Origin of the sequence: Helicobacter pylori (genome assembly GCF_030323545.1) — a bacterium.
GTDB lineage: Bacteria > Campylobacterota > Campylobacteria > Campylobacterales > Helicobacteraceae > Helicobacter > Helicobacter pylori_CO.
This window is the reverse complement of sequence record NZ_CP122954.1, coordinates 1,442,980-1,463,461: the sequence shown is the minus strand read 5'-3', so window position 1 is coordinate 1,463,461 and position 20,482 is coordinate 1,442,980. Positions and strand designations below refer to the sequence as shown.

Annotated in this window: 19 protein-coding genes, 1 tRNA gene and 1 pseudogene; 7 read left to right on the top strand and 14 right to left on the bottom strand. The window is 40.3% G+C overall.

From position 1 onward, the window contains the following. The first annotated feature begins 1 nt into the window (after window position 1). Together QAP06_RS07005 and QAP06_RS07000 are read left to right on the top strand one after the other, a co-directional pair. Window positions 2–352 carry a hypothetical protein gene (locus QAP06_RS07005; RefSeq protein ID WP_286465600.1) on the top strand — a complete coding sequence of 117 codons (351 nt, stop codon included), beginning with the start codon at window positions 2–4 and terminating at the stop codon, window positions 350–352. Then, window positions 349–2,780: pseudogene (locus tag QAP06_RS07000) on the top strand (FtsK/SpoIIIE domain-containing protein). Before QAP06_RS07005 ends, QAP06_RS07000 begins: the two are co-directional and overlap by 4 nt. Window positions 2,781–2,853: 73 nt before the next feature. Here QAP06_RS07000 and QAP06_RS06995 read toward each other — a convergent pair. The 10 genes from QAP06_RS06995 to glmM form a co-directional block, all read right to left on the bottom strand. Then, entirely contained in the window at window positions 2,854–3,651 is a 798-nt protein-coding gene (locus QAP06_RS06995; protein ID WP_286465599.1) for an urease accessory protein UreD, read from the bottom strand. Continuing rightward, window positions 3,651–4,250, bottom strand: coding sequence for an urease accessory protein UreG (gene ureG / locus QAP06_RS06990; protein WP_000238746.1), 600 nt, complete (start codon window positions 4,248–4,250; stop codon window positions 3,651–3,653). The genes QAP06_RS06995 and ureG overlap by 1 nt, the downstream gene beginning before the upstream one ends. 28 nt (window positions 4,251–4,278) lie before the next feature. After that, window positions 4,279–5,043: an urease accessory protein UreF gene (locus QAP06_RS06985; RefSeq protein ID WP_286465598.1), complete on the bottom strand. Its 765-nt coding sequence runs from the start codon at window positions 5,041–5,043 to the stop codon at window positions 4,279–4,281. 25 nt (window positions 5,044–5,068) lie between these two features. Next, window positions 5,069–5,581 carry an urease accessory protein UreE gene (gene ureE / locus QAP06_RS06980; protein ID WP_286465597.1) on the bottom strand — a complete coding sequence of 171 codons (513 nt, stop codon included), beginning with the start codon at window positions 5,579–5,581 and terminating at the stop codon, window positions 5,069–5,071. A gap of 1 nt (window position 5,582) precedes the next feature. Further along, complete coding sequence (gene ureI, locus QAP06_RS06975) at window positions 5,583–6,170, bottom strand: acid-activated urea channel protein UreI (protein ID WP_000901257.1); 588 nt, start codon at window positions 6,168–6,170, stop codon at window positions 5,583–5,585. Window positions 6,171–6,362: 192 nt separating this feature from the next. Continuing rightward, window positions 6,363–8,072, bottom strand: coding sequence for an urease subunit beta (gene ureB, locus QAP06_RS06970; RefSeq protein WP_000724308.1), 1,710 nt, complete (start codon window positions 8,070–8,072; stop codon window positions 6,363–6,365). A 3-nt stretch (window positions 8,073–8,075) separates the two neighbouring features. Continuing rightward, the gene (gene ureA / locus QAP06_RS06965) at window positions 8,076–8,792 is read right to left on the bottom strand and encodes an urease subunit alpha (RefSeq protein ID WP_000779222.1); all 717 of its coding nucleotides are present in this window, start codon (window positions 8,790–8,792) and stop codon (window positions 8,076–8,078) included. A gap of 250 nt (window positions 8,793–9,042) precedes the next feature. Beyond that, window positions 9,043–9,118, bottom strand: a tRNA-Val gene (locus QAP06_RS06960). 18 nt (window positions 9,119–9,136) lie between these two features. Beyond that, a complete protein-coding gene (gene lspA, locus QAP06_RS06955; RefSeq protein WP_286465596.1) occupies window positions 9,137–9,610 on the bottom strand; it encodes a signal peptidase II in 474 nt (157 codons plus the stop codon). Then, a complete protein-coding gene (gene glmM, locus QAP06_RS06950; RefSeq protein WP_286465595.1) occupies window positions 9,604–10,941 on the bottom strand; it encodes a phosphoglucosamine mutase in 1,338 nt (445 codons plus the stop codon). The genes lspA and glmM overlap by 7 nt, the downstream gene beginning before the upstream one ends. 89 nt (window positions 10,942–11,030) lie before the next feature. Between glmM and rpsT the strand changes: the two genes are divergently transcribed. The 5 genes from rpsT to QAP06_RS06925 all read left to right on the top strand — a co-directional run bounded on the left by rpsT (window position 11,031) and on the right by QAP06_RS06925 (window position 16,644). Then, a complete protein-coding gene (gene rpsT / locus QAP06_RS06945) occupies window positions 11,031–11,300 on the top strand; it encodes a 30S ribosomal protein S20 (protein WP_001273627.1) in 270 nt (89 codons plus the stop codon). Window positions 11,301–11,424: 124 nt separating this feature from the next. Further along, window positions 11,425–12,483 carry a peptide chain release factor 1 gene (gene prfA / locus QAP06_RS06940; RefSeq protein ID WP_286465594.1) on the top strand — a complete coding sequence of 353 codons (1,059 nt, stop codon included), beginning with the start codon at window positions 11,425–11,427 and terminating at the stop codon, window positions 12,481–12,483. A gap of 404 nt (window positions 12,484–12,887) precedes the next feature. Then, complete coding sequence (locus tag QAP06_RS06935; protein WP_023591765.1) at window positions 12,888–13,145, top strand: hypothetical protein; 258 nt, start codon at window positions 12,888–12,890, stop codon at window positions 13,143–13,145. A gap of 10 nt (window positions 13,146–13,155) precedes the next feature. After that, window positions 13,156–14,652, top strand: coding sequence for an outer membrane beta-barrel protein (locus QAP06_RS06930; protein WP_286465593.1), 1,497 nt, complete (start codon window positions 13,156–13,158; stop codon window positions 14,650–14,652). Between the two features lie 243 nt (window positions 14,653–14,895). Beyond that, window positions 14,896–16,644 (top strand): dentin sialophosphopreproprotein, encoded by a 1,749-nt coding sequence (locus tag QAP06_RS06925; RefSeq protein WP_286465592.1) that lies wholly within the window; start codon window positions 14,896–14,898, stop codon window positions 16,642–16,644. Between the two features lie 384 nt (window positions 16,645–17,028). On the opposite strand, the gene tlpC is transcribed toward QAP06_RS06925, so the two are convergent. The 4 genes from tlpC to QAP06_RS06905 all read right to left on the bottom strand — a co-directional run bounded on the left by tlpC (window position 17,029) and on the right by QAP06_RS06905 (window position 20,478). Then, entirely contained in the window at window positions 17,029–19,050 is a 2,022-nt protein-coding gene (tlpC, locus tag QAP06_RS06920; protein WP_286465591.1) for a methyl-accepting chemotaxis protein TlpC, read from the bottom strand. Between the two features lie 177 nt (window positions 19,051–19,227). Beyond that, window positions 19,228–19,617 (bottom strand): 30S ribosomal protein S9, encoded by a 390-nt coding sequence (rpsI, locus tag QAP06_RS06915; protein ID WP_001227269.1) that lies wholly within the window; start codon window positions 19,615–19,617, stop codon window positions 19,228–19,230. Continuing rightward, the gene (gene rplM, locus QAP06_RS06910; protein ID WP_000167675.1) at window positions 19,614–20,039 is read right to left on the bottom strand and encodes a 50S ribosomal protein L13; all 426 of its coding nucleotides are present in this window, start codon (window positions 20,037–20,039) and stop codon (window positions 19,614–19,616) included. Before rplM ends, rpsI begins: the two co-directional genes overlap by 4 nt. 250 nt (window positions 20,040–20,289) lie before the next feature. Next, window positions 20,290–20,478, bottom strand: a complete 189-nt coding sequence (locus QAP06_RS06905) for a DUF5408 family protein (RefSeq protein ID WP_286465589.1) — start codon at window positions 20,476–20,478, stop codon at window positions 20,290–20,292. Between the last annotated feature and the right edge of the window lie 4 nt (window positions 20,479–20,482).

Sequence of the window (20,482 nt, the reverse complement as noted above, 5' to 3'; positions counted from 1 at the left end):
AATGTTTTCTCATAAAGTTTATTTGGAGGGTTGCACCCTTGAATTAAAAAAGATTTACGATGATTTTGCAGAAAATGCCATGCAAGATGATTTAGGGCAGAAACTTAGGAGTGAGGTGCTAGAGGGCATGCTAAAAATCGCACATGATTTAGAAAATTTAGAGGATGACGCTCAATACCAAAGAAGAAAAATCAACGAGCAAATTGAAGAAGCCAAGTCTTTGATGAAGCGAATTGATATGAATTTCCATTCACCAAGCGAGATTGAAAAGCTTGTGCGTGAAGCCAAAGAGCATGAAAAAGAAGCTAATAAACGCTATGATGAATATTTAAAATCTAAGGATAAAGAATGATTGAAATCAATGCATTGTTGCAAAAACTAGACGACGCCTTAGATAAAATTGTCCCTAAAAAAGAGCCAGAGAGTTTTCTTAAGCCGATCGTCTCACCAATAGAGGAATATCAAAAGAGTGTCAGCAGATTCAAGCGCAATTCACAGACGCGCCACAATTCAATGAAGAGGGCGCTTACCCACAATTTTTAAGCTGTGGTTTATTGGAAATTAAAGGCAAGAATGGCACTAATGTGGATTTTTGCTTGCCTAAAGTTTATCCTTTCCCCCCTAAAAGCTTGTATATAGAGCATGAAAAAGACGGGTAGTTTTTAAGAGAAATGCTCATGCGCTTACTCTCCAGCGTGCCTTTGGTGCAATTAGAAGTGATCTTAGTTGATGCGTTGAGTTTGGGGGGTATTTTCAATCTGGCGTGGCGGCTTTTAGATAAAAACAATGATTTTATTTACCAGCAAAGGATTTTAACCGAGAGCAAGGAAATAGAAGAAGCCCTAAAGCATTTGTATGAGTGTTTAAAGGTTAATTTGCAAGAAAAATTAGCCGGTTATAAAGATTTCGCCGATTATAACGAAAAAGAAAAAGACCCCTTGCACCTTTAAAAGCGCTTTTTTTTAAGCGGGGTAGATGCCTTGAGTAAAGACGCGCTCTATTATTTGGAGAAAATCATGCGTTTTGGCTCTAAAAATGGGGTTTTGAGCTTTGTCAATTTGGAGAGCGAAAAAAACAATAAACCCGCAGAATATTTGAAACGCTATGCGGAGTTTTTTAAAGACAGGACCAGTTTTGAGCACTTAAAATATCTTAATGTAGAAATAATCAATGATCATGGGATCCAATCCCAACACATGCAAGACTTCGCTGATAAAATTAAAGCGTATTACAAGCAAAAAAAAGCAGTCAAGAGGGAGTTGAAAGACTTACAAAAAGACGAAAAATTTTGGACTAAAAGCTCTCAGTCTGAAGTGTCTGTGCCAATGTGGTGGGATATTAACCACAAAGAGGTGCGTTTTGAGATCGGCGGAGCACAAAACCACACGCTCATTTGCGGGCACAGCGGGAGCGGGAAATCCAATTTCTTGCATGTGTTGATTCAAAACCTGGCTTTCTACTATGCGCCTAATGAGGTCCAACTCTTTTTACTAGACTATAAAGAGGGGGTGGAATTTAACGCACACACAGAACCGAATATTTTAGAGCATGCGAGGCTGGTGAGCGTGGCGAGTTCGGTAGGTTATGGCGTGGGTTTTTTAAGCTGGCTTTGTAAAGAAATGCAAAAAAGAGCCGAGTTGTTCAAGCGGTTTAATGTGAAAGATTTAAATGATTACCGAAAGCATGGCGAAATGCCCAGACTGATTGTGGTGATTGATGAATTTCAGGTGCTTTTTAGCGATAACTCCGCTAAAGGGAAAGAGAGCGTGGATCAGTCTTTAAACACTCTGCTTAAAAAAGGGCGTAGCTATGGGGTGCATTTAATTTTAGCCACTCAAACCATGCGCGGCACTGACATCAATAAAAGCCTTATGGCTCAAATCGCCAACCGCATCGCTTTGCCTATGGACGCAGAAGACAGCAATAGTATTTTGAATAATGACGATGCGGCTTGTGAGCTTGTCAGGCCAGAAGGCATTTTCAACAACAACGGGGGGCATCAAAAAGACCACACCAAGATGAGTATCCCTAAAGCCCCTGATGATTTCACAGCGTTTATCAAAAAAATCCATGCAGAATTTAACCAAAGAAATCTCGCGCCCATAGAGCATAAAATCTATAATGGCGAGACGGCTTTAGAAATGCCTAGCATCCTTAAGGCCAATGAAATGCGTTTGCATCTGGGCAAAGAAGCGGATTATGAGCAAAAGGACTTGATAGTTGGGTTTGAAAGTAACGAATCGCATTTGTTGGTGGTGAGCCAGGATTTAAGCGCTCGCATCGCCTTAATGAAGCTTTTCGCTCAAAATTTCAAGACCGCCAACAAAGAGTTGCTCTTCTATAACGCCGAAAAACGCCTTGTGAGGGAACTTGATGAATTGAAAAAACACCACATCACACCCATGCAAAGCTCTCTAGGGAGCGTTTTAGACACCGCCATGAGCCCTAACAGCGTGCTGATGATAGACAATTTAAACGAAGCCAAAGAGTTGCACGATAAAATAGGGGTGGAAAAATTAAGATCGTTTTTAGAAAAAGCCACAGACAACGAGCAGTATTGCGTTGTCTTTGCGCATGACTTCAAACAAATTAATGCTAATTACAATCTTGACAAGTTAAAAGAACTGCTAAACAACCATTTCAAACAACGCCTGACCTTTATATGTAATAATGAAAACTTGAGCGTTCTCAAAAGCGAACAAAAGCTGCACGAAATCAACGCGCGCCTGATAAACACCTCTAAAGACAGCCATATTGAATTCAGGCCTTTCAGCTTATAGAGTCAAAAAAGGGGTGTTAAAAAAAGGAGGAGGGTTAAAAAGACTAAAGGAATTTAATCTTTTTGAAGCGCTTTTAAATCTTTTGCGTGATGGTTTGTGTGATGGAACGAGCGATCTTTTCTCTTAAATGCAATAAGGGTTCTGATCCTTTCGCTAAAGCTTTCACGCATAAATGAGAACTAGCGATTTCACTCACTGCCCCATCCACTCCTTGGCTTTCTTCAATCCATTCTCGCACACCAAAGAGCTCTATAGGGCAATTGACAAGCACCAGATTCAAATAATGCGTATAGCCATCAAACATGCACATGTTATTTAAGTCGGTGGTTTTGGGATCTAAAATCGTGTTGTCATAATAGATGGGTTTCTCATCTTGTAAAATAGAGATTTTGGTGTGCAAGCGGTTGAATTTAAACAACTCATTGCGTGCCACTCGCCCTGCGACAATGATTTCACTATAGAGCAATTGAGAGCTAGAACGCAAAGAAATCGTGGTGTTGCCCTTAAAATGCGCGTTTTCAAAGGGGATTAACGGGAAAGGCGCAAAGTCTAAAAAAGCGTTTTCCCCCACAACAATATGCATATCTCTGCTAGCAAACCCATCTTCAGTGTTATGGATTTTTTCAAAGGATTGCGAAGTGATCCTTAGCTTGCAATTTGGACCGATGTTTAATTGCATATCTTGCACATCGCCCCTCATCATGCCAGGGCTTACCGCTAAAAGCATGATTTCAGCTAAATCGTCTTTAGGGTAAAAGGGCGCCATGAGCTTAAAGGGGGGCGTGAAAAAATTGTCTTCAATCACGCACCGCCCGTCAGCCCCTATTTTGGTTTTTAACCTGAGCTTGGATTCTTGAGCGTAAGTGTTCATCAATCTTCCAATAAAGCGTTGTGTTTGATCCAAGCGATCACATCATCTAAACCTTCTTTAGCGCGGATATTCGTAAAAATAAAGGGCTTTTCGCCGCGCATTTTTTTAGAATCCCTTTCCATGACTTTCAAGTCCGCTCCCACATAGGGGGCTAAGTCAATCTTATTGATGACAAGCAAGTCTGAGCGCGTGATTCCTGGCCCGCCTTTCCTGGGGATTTTATCGCCCTCAGCCACATCAATCACAAAAATTGTAAAGTCCGCTAGCTCCGGATTAAAAGTCGCCGAAAGGTTATCGCCTCCGCTTTCAATCAAAAGCAATTCCAAATTAGGGAAACGGCCATGCATTTCTTCTACCGCTTCTAAATTCATAGAAGCGTCTTCTCTAATAGCTGTGTGCGGACAGCCTCCTGTTTCTACGCCAATAATCCTATCTCGTGGCATCACCGAATTTTTACACATAAACTCTGCGTCTTCTTTAGTGTAAATATCATTAGTGATGACCGCCATGTCGTAATCTTTTGACATGTGGCGCGTTAAAGCTTCAATCAAGGCGGTTTTACCGCTTCCTACAGGACCACAAACTCCAATTTTTACCATAAAATTCCTTTCAATTTGAGATTAAAATTCAAGACATATAAAGGCGCGAGTATAAACTCTCATGTTGCATCGCCTTAATGTCGTTTTGAACGCTTGCTGCACACAAGTGGCTTTCGTCTAGTTCTAGGGTTTTTTCTATAAGCTGGTTAAAAGGGCTTTGCAAGCTCAATAAGATTTTTTGCCCGTCATTTTGAGATAGTGGGACGCTTTTAACGCAGTTGATCACCATGTTAGAAGTTTGCGCATAAAGATAATGCCTTAAAGCCTTTTTCAATTCAATATTCAAACTTGCCGCAAAAACGCCATAGCTAGTGGCATGGGTGGGATCTTTGGTTTTTTGAGCGTAAGCGTTAAAAAATGCGCCCATGTTTAATTCATCCATGGCTTGTAAGGTTTTAATGAAGCGATTGCCTAGCTTTTGATTGGCTAATCGTAATTCCATGGGGCTTGTGGATAGCGTAATGATTTCTTCAACCCCTAAGATTTTTTTTAAATCTTGTTGGAGGGCGCTTTCATAGGTTAATTTCAAGCTCAGCATTTCCGTGTAAAGGAACTGGCTAGAGAGATTGGCTTTTAAATACTCTAAAGCGCTTTCTTTATGAGTAACTTTTTTTTGCTGGATGTAAGTTTCTAGCCCAAAAGAATGCGTGTAAGATCCAATAGGAAACACCGCATCATTGACTTGTAAGATCAGAAATTCATTATCCACATGAGCATTGTTGGTTGTCTTTGGAGTTTTTGGGGGCATACCCACGCTTTTTTCAGTGCTTTTCACGCTCTTTCCTTTATCCATTTGTTACTTTTCTATTTTTATTTTTCTATTTCATGACCACTTTAAAATCACTCGCCAGTGAAACCTTAAAATTAGGCTCACTATGGGGCATGCTCACGGTTAAGCGATCTTTGGAATCCAATTTTGAACTTAAAACACGATTTTGAACCCCTAGCTTTTCTAGTAACGCTAGCGTGGGCTTTTCAAATGGTGTTTTAAATTCAAATTGAGACTCGCCATAGTATAAAGCCGCATGGCGGTTTCCTATTTCATAGCATATTTTCGCTACTTCTGTCACGCTCTTAGCTTGGATGTGAATGACTTCAGAATCCAAGATATTAACGGCGATAATTTCCTTCTCTTCTTTCAATAAAATGTCTCCTTGAGAGAAACCCAACTTGGGAGCGTCTTTAAGGCGTATGGCTATGTCTTTGCCTTGCCTGGTTTTAAAGCGAGCGATTTTTTTCCTCGTTTCAAACCATTCCAAATCCACATAATCCACGCCGAAATCCAAGGGGTTTAAATCCCTTAGATTGCCTATTAAACGCTCTATGATCATCTCACACCCAGTGTTGGATAAAGAGCAACCAAGCAGGGATCCAAGCGGTTAAAATACCCTCAATGATAGCAAGCCATGGAGTGAATTTCCCTAAAGGGATTTTCAAGATGTTTTCAATGAAAGCGGTAAGCCACAAAACACCCCAAGCCAACCAAATGATCGCCCACCAATCGCCTTCAGTGATGCCTAACACTTTGTGGTCATCAAGCATATCGCTATAGTGGGATAAAATCGCAGCAGGAACAGTGTTGATTGCTACGAATAAGCTATACCAAGAGTAGGGCCTCCAATCCAAACCAAAAGTGTGGTTGATAGCCGCATACAAGTAGGTAAAACCGAACAATAACCCAGTTGCTGGCCCATAGAAATTAGTCAAATGGTGCGATACTTGAGCAATATCTTCTGCGCCTTCTACAGGGGCTGTAGGGTTGAGCGCGGAATAAGTGATGACGACCACATTACAAATAATGGAGAGTCCGCCCACAAAAAAGTTCATCACCGCAGTGCTTTTAGGATCGACTTTGGTTAATCCGCAAATCCCATTGCTGATTAAAACAATCCCAACATATAACAATACAAGTCCTAGCATTGCCTTTTCCTTCCAAACAAAAATTTTTACAACAAACGCACCTCACGAATAACTTTTGTTGCTTGAGCTAATCATAAAGAAAAATAGTAAATTGACAAAAAATAAAAACAAAAAAAGCCCCCAATTTTTTGATAAACAAAAAATCAGAGAGCTAAAAAATAAGGATTTAAGGAGAATCGCTCCTAAAAAATCCTAGAAAATGCTAAAGAGTTGTGCCAAGCTCACTTTATTGGCTGGTTTAGAAGTTACTTCTTTGCCATCCACGAACACATGGTAAGTTTCAGGATTGACTTCAATGTGAGCGGTAGTGTCGTTGAATTGCATGTCTTTTTTAGTGATATTTCTGCAATTTTTTACCGGCAACACTTGTCTTTCAAGCCCTAATTCTTCTTTAATGCCTTTGTCATAAGCCGCTTGAGACACAAAAGTGATGTTTGCATCGTATTTAGCTTTACCATGATGAGCGAACATTTCTCTGTAATAAACTGGTTGTGGGGTAGGGATAGAAGCGTTCGCATCACCCATTTGGCTTAACGCAATGAACCCGCCTTTGATGATCATGTTGGGTTTCACGCCAAAGAATGCTGGACTCCACAATACCAAGTCAGCCACTTTGCCCACTTCTACAGAACCTACATACTCGCTAATCCCATGAGCGATCGCTGGGTTAATGGTGTATTTAGACAAGTAGCGTTTGATCCTGAAGTTGTCGTTATCACCTTTTTCTTCTTTCAAGCGGCCAAATTCTTTTTTGTTTTTGTCAGCTGTTTGCCAAGTTCTAGTGATAACTTCACCCACACGACCCATAGCTTGAGAGTCAGAACTAGTGATTGAGAAAATCCCCATGTCATGCAAAGTGTCTTCAGCCGCAATGGTTTGAGGGCGGATCCTTGAATCAGCGAACTGAACATCTTCTTTAATGCTTTTATCCAAGTGGTGGCACACCATAAGCATGTCCATGTGTTCTGCTTCTGTATTCACGGTGAAAGGGATAGTGGGGTTAGTGGAAGCGGGCAGAATGTTGTGTTCACCGGCCACTTTAATAATATCAGGAGCGTGTCCGCCACCAGCGCCTTCAGTGTGGAAAGTGTGCATAGTGCGTCCGGCAATGGCTGCCATAGTGTCTTCTACACAACCGGCTTCATTCAAAGTGTCTGTGTGGATAGCGACTTGCACATCGTATTTGTCCGCAACATCTAACGCATGATTGATTGCAGAAGGAGTTGTTCCCCAGTCTTCGTGGATTTTAAAACCAATCGCACCGGCTTCAATTTGATCGGCTAAGCTCGCATCGTTAGAAGTGTTACCTTTAGCCAAGAAACCTAAGTTCATAGAATATTCTTCAGCCGCTCTGAGCATCCATTTTAAGTTTCTTCTGCCTGGAGTGATAGTGGTTGCGTTAGTGCCATCAGCAGGGCCAGTTCCGCCACCAATCATAGTTGTTACACCGCTTGCAAAAGCTGTAGGGATTTGTTGGGGGGAGATGAAGTGGATGTGTGTGTCAATACCACCAGCAGTTACGATCAAACCTTCACCGGCTAGCGCTTCAGTAGCAGGACCCACGCTAAGATTGTTTTTAACGCCATCTTGCATGTCTTTGTTGCCGCCTTTGCCAATGCCAGCGATTTTGCCATCTTTAATACCAATATCCGCTTTATAAATACCGGTATAATCCACGATTAAAGCGTTAGTGATGATTAAATCCAGTTCTTCTTTGCTAGGGTTGTTAGATTGGCTCATGCCTTCTCTTAGGGTTTTACCGCCACCGAATTTAAGCTCTTCGCCATAAATAGTGTAGTCATGTTCTACTTCAGCGATCAAGTCTGTATCGCCCAATCTCACTTTATCGCCTGTAGTAGGGCCATACATAGAAACATATTCTTTTCTGCTAATCTTTTTCATTTCTTACTCCTTAATTGTTTTTACATAGTGGTCATCGCTTTTAGCGCCATGAAAACCACGCTCTTTAGCTCTGTGTAAAGCAATTTTTTTGCTTTCGTTGTCTGCTTGCCTATCAACCAATGCGTTAAATCCAAAGATTCTTCTGTTACCGCCAATGTCAATCAATTCTACGGATTTTTCTTCGCCAGGTTCAAACCTTACCGCTGTCCCGCTCGCAATGTCTAAGCGTTTACCGAAAGTTTTTTCTCTGTCAAAGTCTAAGCATCTATTCACTTCAAAGAAATGGAAGTGTGAGCCGATTTGAACCGGTCTGTCGCCAACATTTTTAACTTTCACGCTAACGGCTTTTTTGCCTTCGTTGATAGTGATGTCTTCATTTTTTAAGAACAACTCACCAGGAACTAATTTACCATTGGCCTCAATAGGGGTATGCACGGTTACGAGTTTAGTTCCATCAGGAAACATCGCTTCAATACCCACTTCATGGATCATGCTTGCCACACCATCCATCACATCATCAGGTTTTAAAAGAGTGCGCCCTTCTTGCATCAATTCAGCCGCAGTCTTTTTACCAGCTCTCGCTTCTTCCATAATATGGGCACTAATCAAAGCTACCGCTTCCACATAGTTAAGCTTAATGCCTTTTTCTTTGCGTTTTTTAGCCAATTCTCCAGCGTAGTGGAGCATCAACTTGTCTAACTCTTTTGGGGTGAGTTTCATCTCATTCTCCTATTCTTAAAGTGTTTTTCCTTGAATACATAACGAAATCAAGGTTGGAGTAATTGTAGCAATGTTTTGATTTACTAAGATTAACAGAAGCGTTCATTAACTAATTATTATTTAAAATAAATTAGTGTTATACTTTTGAAGCGCTATAAAAGCGTTATTGGAAGCGCGTTTAATACCCTTTAGAATCACTTCATAAAATCAAAAACCCACGAAAAAATGAGAATTAAAATTGGAGTGATAATGGTGGCCACGACTGGACTTGAACCAGCGGCCACTACCATGTCAAGGTAGTGCTCTACCAACTGAGCTACGCGACCTTTTATTATAAGGGGCAATTATGCCTTAATTTTGTTTTGTTTTTGCTTAAAAAAGAATTGTCTTAACAATAAAACGCCCACGCCTACATCTATCATGACATCAGCGAAATTAAAAATTGCAAAATCAAAGCCGTAATGGTAATACACATAATCCACCACACCCCCATGCACAAACCGGTCTAAGACATTAGAAACCCCAGCGCCAAACACCATGCCAAACTCTATCGCATGGCTTTTAAAAAGCTCCTTTTGGCGCATTAAAAAGATAAAAAGCCCTAAAATCAAAAGGATTTGCAAGTATTTCAAACCCCCCTCTAAAAAACTGAGCAAGGAAAACGCCACGCCTTTATTGAACACTAAAACAATATCTATCATCAAACTTTCATAGCGAAACCCCTCTAAAATAGCGTATTTAATCGCTTGATCCACGCCAAAAATAAGGGAAAAAACCCCTATAAAAACTAACAGGCTTTGTTGGGTGGTGTTTAGCACAAATGCCCTTCAAAAAACTCTTTCAATTCTTGCATTTTGGATTCTAAAAGTTTTTCATCTTTAGCTTCTAAAAGGATTCGTAATTTGTTTTCAGTGCCGCTATAACGGATCAAATAGCGGATTTCTAGCTTGTCTAATTCTTTTAAAAGAGCGCTATAACCTTTCAAGCTTTCTAAAGGAGGCTTTTTTTGGACATTCAAATTCACTAGGTTTTGGGGGTATAATTCAAAGGGGTTTAACGCAACAGAGCTTACCTGCTTGCTTTCTAACACAAGTGCACTCACTTGCAACGCACACACCAAACCATCGCCGGTTTTAGCGTAATCGCTAAAAATGATATGCCCGCTTTGTTCGCCTCCAAAATTGGCTTTATTCAATCGCATGCATTCGCTCACAAACTTATCCCCAATCGCGCAATGCTTCAATTCTAAATCTTGGGATTTTAGGTATTCTTTAAGGGCTAAATTGCTCATGCTCGTGGCGACAACCGCTTGAGAAGAAAGGGCGTTTTTAGACTTTTGATAAACCCCTAACACCCCTAAAAGCTTGTCCCCATGCACGATATTCCCTAAATTATCCACCACCACTAGCCTGTCAGCATCGCCATCAAAAGCAAAGCCCAGATCCGCGCGGTATTTTTTCACTTCCTGGCTCAATTGGTTGGGGTGTAAAGCCCCGCATTGCTCATTAATATTACACCCATTAGGCTCATCATTAATCACTAAAACATCAGCCCCAAGCTCGCTAAAAACGACCGGAGCTACCTTATAAGCCGCGCCATTAGCCGTATCTAGCACGATCCTTAAACTCTGTAAATTCAAATGTTTGGGGAAAGAGTGTTTTAAATGTGCAATATAGCGCCCTATGACATCGTCTATCCTTTTAGCGCTACCGATGCTCTCACCCACTTTATAGCTGGAATGCAATAATCTTTCATCATGAAAGATTTCTTCAATCGCTCTTTCTTCTTCTTCTTTAAGCTTATAACCATAAGAATTGAAAAACTTAATGCCATTATCTTCAAAAGGGTTGTGGCTTGCGCTTATCATAATGCCCGCATCGCAGCGCATGTCTTCGGTTAAAAACGCAATCGCAGGGGTAGGCATAGGCCCTATTTGAATCACATTATAGCCTATGGAAGTTAAAGCGCTCACTAAAGCGTTTTCTACCATATAGCCACTTTTTCTGGTGTCTTTACCAATTAAAATTTTATTCGTTTTAGAATGTTTTTTAAAATACAATCCGGCGGCAATGCCCAAACGCATCACAAACATGGGGGTGAGTTTCACCCCTGCTTTACCCCTCACGCCATCAGTCCCAAAAATTTTCATCGTTATAAAATACCTTTTAAACTATTTTTAATCAATTTTTAGATAGAATTATGCCAAATTTTACATTACAAAGGGATTAAAACAAGGCTATGGCAAATCATAAGTCCGCAGAAAAGCGAATCAGACAGACCATTAAAAGAACCGAACGCAACAGGTTCTATAAAACTAAAGTTAAAAATATCATTAAGGCCGTGCGTGAAGCGGTCGCTATTAATGATGTAGCAAAAGCTCAAGAGCGTTTGAAAATCGCTAATAAAGAGTTGCACAAATTTGTCAGCAAGGGGATTTTAAAGAAAAACACCGCTTCTAGGAAAGTCTCAAGACTTAACGCTTCAGTGAAAAAAATCGCTCTCGCTTAGTTTTAGGGCGTTTTTGACTTCTTTAAGCTCAGTGATGGGTTTTTATTATTGGGCTTCTTTTTAAGTTTTGCGTTTTGTAGATTGTTGCGTCTTTTTATCCACATCTTTTTATAGGTAGTCTTGCATGTCTATTCTAGCTGAAAAGCTTTCTTCCATTCTCAAGCGATACGACGAACTCACAGCGTTGCTTTCTAGCGCTGAAGTCATTAGCGATATTAAAAAACTCACCGAATTGAGCAAAGAGCAAAGCTCCATTGAAGAAATCTCTACAGCGAGTAAAGAGTATTTGAGCGTTTTAGAGGGTATCAAGGAAAATAAAGAGCTTTTAGAAGACAAGGAATTGAGTGAACTGGCTAAAGAAGAGTTGAAAATTTTAGAAATCCAAAAAAGCGATCTAGAAACCGCCATTAAGCAACTCCTTATCCCCAAAGATCCTAACGATGATAAAAACATTTATTTAGAGTTAAGAGCCGGCACGGGGGGCGATGAAGCGGGCATTTTTGTAGGGGATTTGTTTAAGGCGTATTGCCGTTATGCGGATTTGAAAAAATGGAAAGTGGAGATAGTAAGCTCTAGCGAAAACAGCGTAGGGGGCTATAAAGAAATCATCGCTTTGATTAAGGGTAAGGGCGTGTATTCAAGGCTCAAATTTGAAGCAGGCACGCATCGAGTCCAAAGAGTCCCTGAAACAGAATCTCAAGGGCGTATCCACACTTCCGCTATCACAGTAGCGATCATGCCTGAAGTAGATGATGTGGAAGTTTCTATCAACCCTAGCGATTTAAAGATTGAAGTGTTTCGCGCTGGCGGGCATGGGGGGCAATGCGTCAATACCACAGACTCTGCGGTGCGCATCACGCACCTCCCCACCAATATCAGCGTGAGCATGCAAGATGAAAAATCCCAACATAAAAACAAGGATAAAGCCCTAAAAATCCTAAAAGCGCGCCTTTATGAAAAACAAATTGAAGAGCAACAACTCGCTAACGCCAAAGACCGAAAGGAGCAGGTGGGTAGTGGGGACAGGAGCGAAAGGATCCGCACTTACAATTACCCGCAAAACCGCTTGAGCGAACACCGAATCAATTTAACTCTGTATAGTTTGGAAGAAATCATGCTTTCAGGGAATTTAGATGAAGTGATTAACCCTCTAATCGCTCATTTTCAAAGCCAGTTTGAATGAGATTTCCACACGATACGACAAAAACGATAAAACAGCCTTTTTTAAGATAGCCATCCACCACTACCAAAAACCCTAACATGCTCCAAATTTTCGCCCCACAAAAACAGCGTAAGAGCTTCCATAAAATCTAGTTAAATATAATTTTAAATTCTATATATATATTTTTATATATAAATACACTTTTAAAACATAAAACGATTTATTTAACACATTCTTAACGAAAAATTCACTTTTTTGTGATATAAATCCAAAGCTCAATATTTGTAAGAGCGAATTGTATTCTGTAGAAGCAAATGTATTCAAGGACAACTCTCAAATTTTGATGATCCCCTATATTTTTGCGCCATAGCATGAATGCAATAAAAAAAGAAATCCTTAGGATTTCTCACATTAAGGAGTTTTAAATGAAAAAAGTTTTTTTAGGTATGGCATTAGCCTTTAGTGTGTCTATGGCAGAAAAAAGCGGTGCGTTTTTAGGAGGGGGGTTTCAATATTCTAATTTAGAAAACCAAAACACCACCCGCACCTCAGGTGCTAACAATAACACCCCGATAGACACTTCAATGTTTGGCAGCAATCAAACAGCTCCAGCCCAAGAAACGCAAAGCGCTTCCAAACCGGACACTAAAGTCAATCCAAGCACAAGCTGGATGAAAAAATAAGAAAGAAGTTATGAAAAAGTCATTCAAAAAATTAGGCTTTGTCTCTTTAGCGGCTAGTGGCGTGCTTTTAGGGAGCATGAACGCTACCGATTTAGAAACCTACGCGGCATTGCAAAAACCATCGCATGTTTTTGGTAATTATGCTGAAACTAAAAAGGATAAGGATAGTAAAGATACAAATAGCGACAAAGACAAAGGTAATAGCGGTGGCACATTAACCCAACAAGATCAAGCCCAAACCACCGCTTCAAGCGGCACACCAACCCCATCAACCCCACCAACTAAAAAAGATGACACAAGCGGCAGTGGCGATAAAGACCAACACACCGCTAGCACACCAACCCCATCAACCCCACCAACTAAAGAGGAACCAAAACACACCGTTAGTAACACACCAAGTTCAAGCGGTAGCGGTGTGGAAAGTCAGCTGGTTAAAGACACCACTACGGTTAATAATCTTAAGAGCGTGAGCGTGAGCGGCATGAACACCACTTTAAGTGGGGTAGAAACCATGTATCAGCAAACCGCAACGATTGGCAACCTTTTGAATAGCAGCACCGATTTAAGCAGTGTGATTCCCAACGCTCAAGGGCTAAGCAGCACGTTTAGCGCATTAGAAAGCGCTCAAAACACTTTAAAAGGCTATTTAGATTCTTCTAGCACGACGATCGGGCAATTGACAAACGGATCTAATGCGGTTGTGGGCGCGTTAGATAAAGCTATCAATCAAGTGGATATGGCTCTAGCCGATCTTAATGCAACTGATACGCAAAAAACGCAAGCCGTTACGCTTGCGGCTACCGGTAACAGCACAACGACAGATGCCATCAATTTCTTAAACGCGCTAAAAACCAATCTAACGGCTCAAAAGGACGCTTTCATGAATGTGCATAAAAACATCCAAACCGCTGTCGCTCAAGCCCAAGCAACCTACACGCCAAGCGTGGTTAACACCAATAATTACGGGCAAATGTATGGGGTAGATGCGATGGCAGGGTATAAGTGGTTCTTTGGTAAAACCAAACGCTTTGGCTTTAGGTCTTATGGATACTACAGCTATAACCATGCGAATTTAAGCTTTGTGGGGAGTCAGCTTGGAATCATGGAGGGAGCGTCTCAAGTGAATAACTTCACTTATGGCGTGGGCTTTGATGCGCTCTATAACTTCTATGAAAGTAAAGAGGGCTATAACACAGCAGGGTTGTTCTTAGGCTTTGGATTGGGAGGGGATTCGTTTATCGTTCAAGGAGAGAGCTACTTGAAATCTCAAATGCAAATTTGCAACAACACCGCCGGCTGTTCAGCGAGCATGAACACAAGCTACTTTCAAATGCCTGTTGAATTTGGTTTTAGGAGCAATTTTTCTAAACACAGCGGGATTGAAGTGGGCTTTAAATTGCCTTTATTCACCAACCAATTCTATAAGGAAAGGGGCGTAGATAGATCGGTAGATGTGTTCTATAAAAGGAACTTCTCTATCTATTTCAACTACATGATCAACTTCTAAGCCTTTCTCTTCTTTTCAATAGAGGGTTTTCTCTCTGTTGGTTTCTTTTTTCTTTTTTTGTGGTGTTTGTTTTGTTGGGGGTTAGGTTTTTGTTTAAGAAAGTTTTTTAAAACTAAAGAAGCGTTTAAAACAGAACCTTTTGTTTTTTAGATTTTATTTTTTACTTTGGCTTGTTTTCAAAAGTCATTTTGATTTCTAAAAATAGTCTATAATGCTCGCAAGAGATATTTTTTAAGGTTATGAATGAAAGCTATAAAAATACTTTTTATAATGACACTCAGTTTAAACGCTATCAGCGTGAATAGGGCGTTGTTTGATTTAAAAGATTCGCAATTAAAAGGGGAATTAACGCCAAAAATAGTGAATTTTGGGGGTTATAAAAGCAGCACCAAAGAGTGGGGAGCTACGGCTTTAAACTATATCAATGCGGCTAATGGCGATGCGAAAAAATTCAGTGCGTTAGTGGAAAAAATGCGTTTTAACTCCGGCATCTTGGGGAATTTTAGAGCGCATGCACGTTTGAGGCAAGCCCTAAAATTGCAAAAGAATTTGAAATATTGCCTTAAAATCATCGCTAGGGATTCTTTTTATAGTTACCGCACCGGTATTTATATCCCCTTAGGTATTTCTTTAAAAGATCAAAAAACGGCTCAAAAGATGCTCGCTGATTTGAGTGTGGTAGGGGCGTATCTTAAAAAACAACAAGAGAATGAAAAGGCTCAAAGCCCTTATTACAGGAGCAACAACTATTACAACTCTTACTATAGCCCTTATTATGGTATGTATGGCATGTATGGAATGGGCATGTATGATTTTTATGACTTTTATGATGGCATGTATGGTTTCTACCCTAACATGTTTTTCATGATGCAAGTTCAAGATTACTTGATGTTAGAAAATTACATGTATGCACTCGATCAAGAAGAGATTTTAGACCATGACGCTTCCATTAACCAACTTGATACGCCTACTGATGATGACAGAGACGACAAGGACGATAAATCCTTACAGCAGGCAAATCTTATGAGCTTTTATCGTGATCCCAAATTCAGCAAAGGCATTCAAACCAACCGCTTGAATAGCGCTTTAGTCAATTTAGACAACAGCCGCATGCTCAAAGACAATTCGCTTTTCCACACTAAAGCCATGCCCACTAAAAGCGTGGATGCGATAACTTCTCAAGCCAAAGAGCTTAACCATTTAGTGGGGCAAATCAAAGAAATGAAGCAAGATGGGGCGAGCCCTAGTAAGATTGATTCGGTTGTGAATAAGGCTATGGAAGTGAGGGACAAATTAGACAATAACTTGAACCAACTAGACAATGACTTAAAAGATCAAAAAGGGCTTTCAAGCGAGCAACAAGCTCAAGTGGATAAAGCCTTAGACAGCGTGCAACAATTGAGCCATAGCAGCGATGTAGTGGGGAATTATTTAGACGGGAGTTTGAAAATTGATGGCGATGATAGAGATGATTTGAATGATGCGATGAATAACCCCATGCAACAACCTACGCAACAAACGCCTACCAACAACATGGCCAACACCCATGCAAATGACAGCAAGGATCAAGGGAGTAACGTGCTCATAAACCCTAACAGCGCCACTAACGATGATCACAATGATGATCACATGGACACTAACACCACTGACACCGGCAACGCAAACGACACCCCCACTGACGATAAAGATGCTAGCGGCAACAATACCGGCGATATGAATAATACTGATACCGGCAATACGGACACCGGCAATACTGATACCGGTAACACTGATGATATGAGCAACATGAACAACGGCAACGATGATATGGGTAACACTAATGACGACATGAGCAACGGCAACGACATGGGTGATGACATGAACAATGCGAACGACATGAACGACGACATGGGTAATGGCAACGATGACATGGGCGATATGGGGGACATGAACGACGACATGGGTGGCGATATGGGAGACATGGGGGATATGGGTGGCGATATGGGGAATTGAGATTAAACCCCAACATCAAAGAGTGATAGCCAAAACTTAATATTTTTATTTATAATTCTTTTAAGGGGGATACTTTGGCGATGAATACCCCTTTAACCCCCAACTAACTCCCTTTAAGAACGCTTTTAAAAATCCAACCAAAGCTTTTTATCATCAAACTAGTGCAAAAAACTCCGTCCTTTAGGGTGCAAGATGTAAGCGCTTAGGCTATATTCAAGCTAACAAAATACCTCTAGTCTTTTTAGGGTAAGAAATGCCCATGCAGGCTTTAAAGAACAAAGCCTTTCGTGTTAGCATTCAATGGAATGCTTTAGTTAGGAAGCTCCTTGCTTTAGAAAAAGGGGGCGGTTCCACATTTTAGACGCTCAAAATTAAAGGCAGAAATTAAAATTTCTTCTTGCTAACATCTTCTAAAATATCTTGGGAGATCCCATCAATTTTGGTGCTGACTTGTAAAGAATAATTAGCGATAGTTAAATTATCCTGCACATCTTGTTGCAAGGCGTTAATGGAGTTGTGGATGTTTTCTACGCCCTTATTTTGCATTTTAATAGACTCAGCGTTATCGGCGATGCTTTGAACTAAAATATTAATATTGGCTTCAATCTCGCTGAGGGATTTTTGCGTCCTTTCAGCGAGCTTCCTCACTTCATCAGCCACCACCGCAAAGCCTCTGCCATGCTCGCCGGCCCTTGCGGCTTCAATAGCGGCGTTTAGGGCTAATAAATTCGTTTGATCAGCAATATCTCTAATCATATCCACCACACTTTTAATGTCTTCGCCTTGAGAGATCATCTCTTGGCTTTTAGAATCAATGGTTGTGATAATATTCGTGATTTCTTCTAAGGATTGGGTGGTGTTTTTTAAGCTTCTTTCTTGTTTATGAGCGGTCTTGGTTAAATTATCCACGCAAGTTTTTAAATCTTTGGATTCATGATTGAGCGCGTTCGCAAACCCTAAAGAAGCTTTAAGCATGCTAGAAATTTCTTGCCCTAAAGTGTTGAGCGTTTTTTCCATGTTGGCTTTAGGATTTTGGATGTGGTGGGTGAAATCCAGGTTTTTATAATGCTCTAGAGCGTTATTTAGGGTTTCAATATTGGCGCCAATTTGGTTACGAAAATACTGGATAATGCTGTTAATCGTGTTTCTTAGAGCTTGCAAATCTTTATTTTTAGGCACGCATGCGATTTCTTGCGTGAAATCCCCATTTTCCACATAATTTGTTACTTCAATGCTGTTTTGAATGGCTTTGTTATCGGCTTGAATGTTTTCTTGGGTTTTAAGGATATTTTCATTAATGGAAGCTTGCATCTGCCCGATTTCATCATAAGCGCTTGGGGGCGTTAGGCTTATGGCATGGTTATTTTTGGGGTTATTGAGCAAGTTGAAAAAATCATTTAGGGTGTTATTGACCCTACTGATGCGTTTAGTTATGAGATTAGAAATGATGATAAAGACTAAAAGGGCTAACACCAGCACGCCTAAAATCAAAGTGGTGATAATGATGTATTTGGTGTTTGTGGCTTCTTTAAAGACTAAAGATTTATTGACATATTTTCCGATTGCCCAACGCCAATGAGTGCCGTTATTCCCTTTTCCTTCAAAAAAATCAAAGGGCTGTATGGCTAAAAAAGTTTCTGTATTCCCGCTCAATGAATGGCAGCTCAAAGTGCCCGCTTCGTTTTGATTGTAATACTCCACAGCTTTAGCGACTCTTTTATCCGGATTGATAGCGCTTAAAATCTTATCTTGGATCTTATGATTAGGATTGATTAAAAGCCTGCCATCTTTCCCCATTAAAAAGGTGTTACTCTTTTTCTCGCCTACCACATCCGTATAAAAAGCGTCAATGTTTAAAAAGAGATTCAGCGCACCTATAATCTTTTGATTCTTACCCATTAGGGGGAGGGTAATATCCATGCCATAGATTTTAGCGCCATTAACCTCTTTATAATAGGGATCTGAACGGGTTATACTTTTGAGCGAACGGATTTGATTGGCCATGTTTTCATTGAGCGTGGTATTAGGGTAAGCGATTTTTGAATCCATGCTCATGGCAGTGATAACTCGTTCGTTATTATTCGTATAAATCGCGCTAATCAATAACACATGAGGGTTTGCGAGCAAAAACTCAGAGAGCATGCGCCTTTTTAGGGTGTCGTTGATAGCACTATTTTCATCGCTTAAAAATTTTTCAAGGGTATTGGCACCAATAAAAATGTGCTTAATGATGCCTTGAATTTTAAAACTGACTAACTGAGCCTTTTTTTGCAGCAATTCTGTGGCTTGGCTTTGCAACACGCTTTCAACCTTGTAGCTGATAATAACGCCCATAACAGCGCTAATGACAATAACGACCGCACACACCATCATGACGATTTTAGAACCAATTCTTGTAGATTTCATTCCCTTTGCCCTTTTAAAACGAATTGATAGAGAGCGATTATTATACATTATTATTTTGAAAATTTTAATAAAACAAGAGAGAAAAAAAAGCAGAAAATAAAAGAGAGCCAAAGCCCTATAAAGCTCCCCCAAAGAAGAGGCAAAAAGAAATAAAGGAGAGGCAAAAAGAAATAAAAATTACCTTTTGGAGAATTGCGGGCTTCTTCTGGCCTTTCTTTTACCATATTTTTTGCGTTCAACCACTCTTGAATCCCTAGTGAGCAAGCCTTTAGGTTTTAAAATGGCCCTAAAAGCAATATCATAAGCGTTCAAAGCTTTAGAAATGCCATGCCTTAAGGCTTCCGCTTGCGCTGAGTAGCCTCCACCAAAAACCACCGCTTTAATATCCACAGATTGCTCTTGCTTGGTTAAAAGTAAGGGCTGCATGACTTTCATTTTAATGGCTTCATGCCCACCTAACCATTGATTCAGGCTCTGTTCGTTGATACTCAATTCGCCTTTACCCGGAGTGAGCCACACTTTAGCGATAGCGGTTTTTCTTTTACCGGTAGCATAGATTTTTCTCATTTAGCGTCCTTTTTGCTAGTTTGTGCGGTGTGAGGGTGCTTATCATCACGATAAACTTTGAGTTTTTTAATCATCGCTTTCCCTAATTTCGTTTTAGGGAGCATGCCCCTAACGGCTAAGTGGTAGAGCTTTTCGGGGGTTTTTTCTAGCATCTCTTGGAGAGTCTTGCTCTTAGTACTGCCAAAATAGCCTGAATGGGTAAAATACTCTTTATCCTCTAATTTCATGCCTGAAAATTTAACCTTATTAGCGTTGATAACCACCACAAAATCCCCACAATCCACATTAGGGGTGTAAAAAGGGCGGTGTTTGCCTCTTAAAAGCACAGCGATTTCAGTGATTAAGCGGCCAAAAACTTTGTCTTTAGCGTCTAAAACGACCCAATCACGAACGATGTCATTGACTTTAGCAGTCTTTGTCATGAGAATCCTTTGATAAAATTAAAGCACCCATTATAAGGAAATAAGCTTAAATATTGCTGAATTTAAGGAAAGTTTAAAGATAAATAATAGAGAACTTGATCTTAATCAAGCGGTAGTTTTTTGTGGTGTGATCTTAGGGGAGGGTGATTTCAAAACACCCCTTATCCCTTTAAGAAAATGAGCTTTACTGCAGAACAGAGCTTTAAAAAAACAAATGTTTTAAAAAAATATTGAAATGGAGAAAAAGCCTTTATTTTTGCCCTTGATTAAGCCTTTCTTCTATCTTTTTGATTTGTTGGCTCATTTTAGTGCTCGCATTGATTTGATTGATGAGCATGTAAAGGTTTATCATCATCAAAAGCACCACCACAATCCCTAAAAAAAACACGATTTTAACGGCTTTTTTAGCGATTTCTCGGGCTTCTTGTTCTTTTTGCATGCGT

Bases quoted from the DNA above. Each gene is read 5' to 3' on its own strand.
- ureG (WP_000238746.1), bottom strand. From the start codon at position 4,250: ATGGTAAAAATTGGAGTTTGTGGTCCTGTAGGAAGCGGTAAAACCGCC.
- tlpC (WP_286465591.1), bottom strand. From the start codon at position 19,050: ATGAAATCTACAAGAATTGGTTCTAAAATCGTCATGATGGTGTGTGCG.
- glmM (WP_286465595.1), bottom strand. From the start codon at position 10,941: ATGAAAATTTTTGGGACTGATGGCGTGAGGGGTAAAGCAGGGGTGAAA.
- rpsI (WP_001227269.1), bottom strand. From the start codon at position 19,617: ATGAGAAAAATCTATGCTACCGGTAAAAGAAAAACCGCTATCGCTAAA.
- QAP06_RS06995 (WP_286465599.1), bottom strand. From the start codon at position 3,651: ATGAACACTTACGCTCAAGAATCCAAGCTCAGGTTAAAAACCAAAATA.
- QAP06_RS06925 (WP_286465592.1), top strand. From the start codon at position 14,896: ATGAAAGCTATAAAAATACTTTTTATAATGACACTCAGTTTAAACGCT.
- QAP06_RS06905 (WP_286465589.1), bottom strand. From the start codon at position 20,478: ATGCAAAAAGAACAAGAAGCCCGAGAAATCGCTAAAAAAGCCGTTAAA.
- rpsT (WP_001273627.1), top strand. From the start codon at position 11,031: ATGGCAAATCATAAGTCCGCAGAAAAGCGAATCAGACAGACCATTAAA.
- QAP06_RS06930 (WP_286465593.1), top strand. From the start codon at position 13,156: ATGAAAAAGTCATTCAAAAAATTAGGCTTTGTCTCTTTAGCGGCTAGT.
- prfA (WP_286465594.1), top strand. From the start codon at position 11,425: ATGTCTATTCTAGCTGAAAAGCTTTCTTCCATTCTCAAGCGATACGAC.
- ureB (WP_000724308.1), bottom strand. From the start codon at position 8,072: ATGAAAAAGATTAGCAGAAAAGAATATGTTTCTATGTATGGCCCTACT.
- ureA (WP_000779222.1), bottom strand. From the start codon at position 8,792: ATGAAACTCACCCCAAAAGAGTTAGACAAGTTGATGCTCCACTACGCT.
- ureE (WP_286465597.1), bottom strand. From the start codon at position 5,581: ATGATCATAGAGCGTTTAATAGGCAATCTAAGGGATTTAAACCCCTTG.
- QAP06_RS06985 (WP_286465598.1), bottom strand. From the start codon at position 5,043: ATGGATAAAGGAAAGAGCGTGAAAAGCACTGAAAAAAGCGTGGGTATG.
- QAP06_RS07005 (WP_286465600.1), top strand. From the start codon at position 2: ATGTTTTCTCATAAAGTTTATTTGGAGGGTTGCACCCTTGAATTAAAA.
- ureI (WP_000901257.1), bottom strand. From the start codon at position 6,170: ATGCTAGGACTTGTATTGTTATATGTTGGGATTGTTTTAATCAGCAAT.
- rplM (WP_000167675.1), bottom strand. From the start codon at position 20,039: ATGACAAAGACTGCTAAAGTCAATGACATCGTTCGTGATTGGGTCGTT.
- QAP06_RS06935 (WP_023591765.1), top strand. From the start codon at position 12,888: ATGAAAAAAGTTTTTTTAGGTATGGCATTAGCCTTTAGTGTGTCTATG.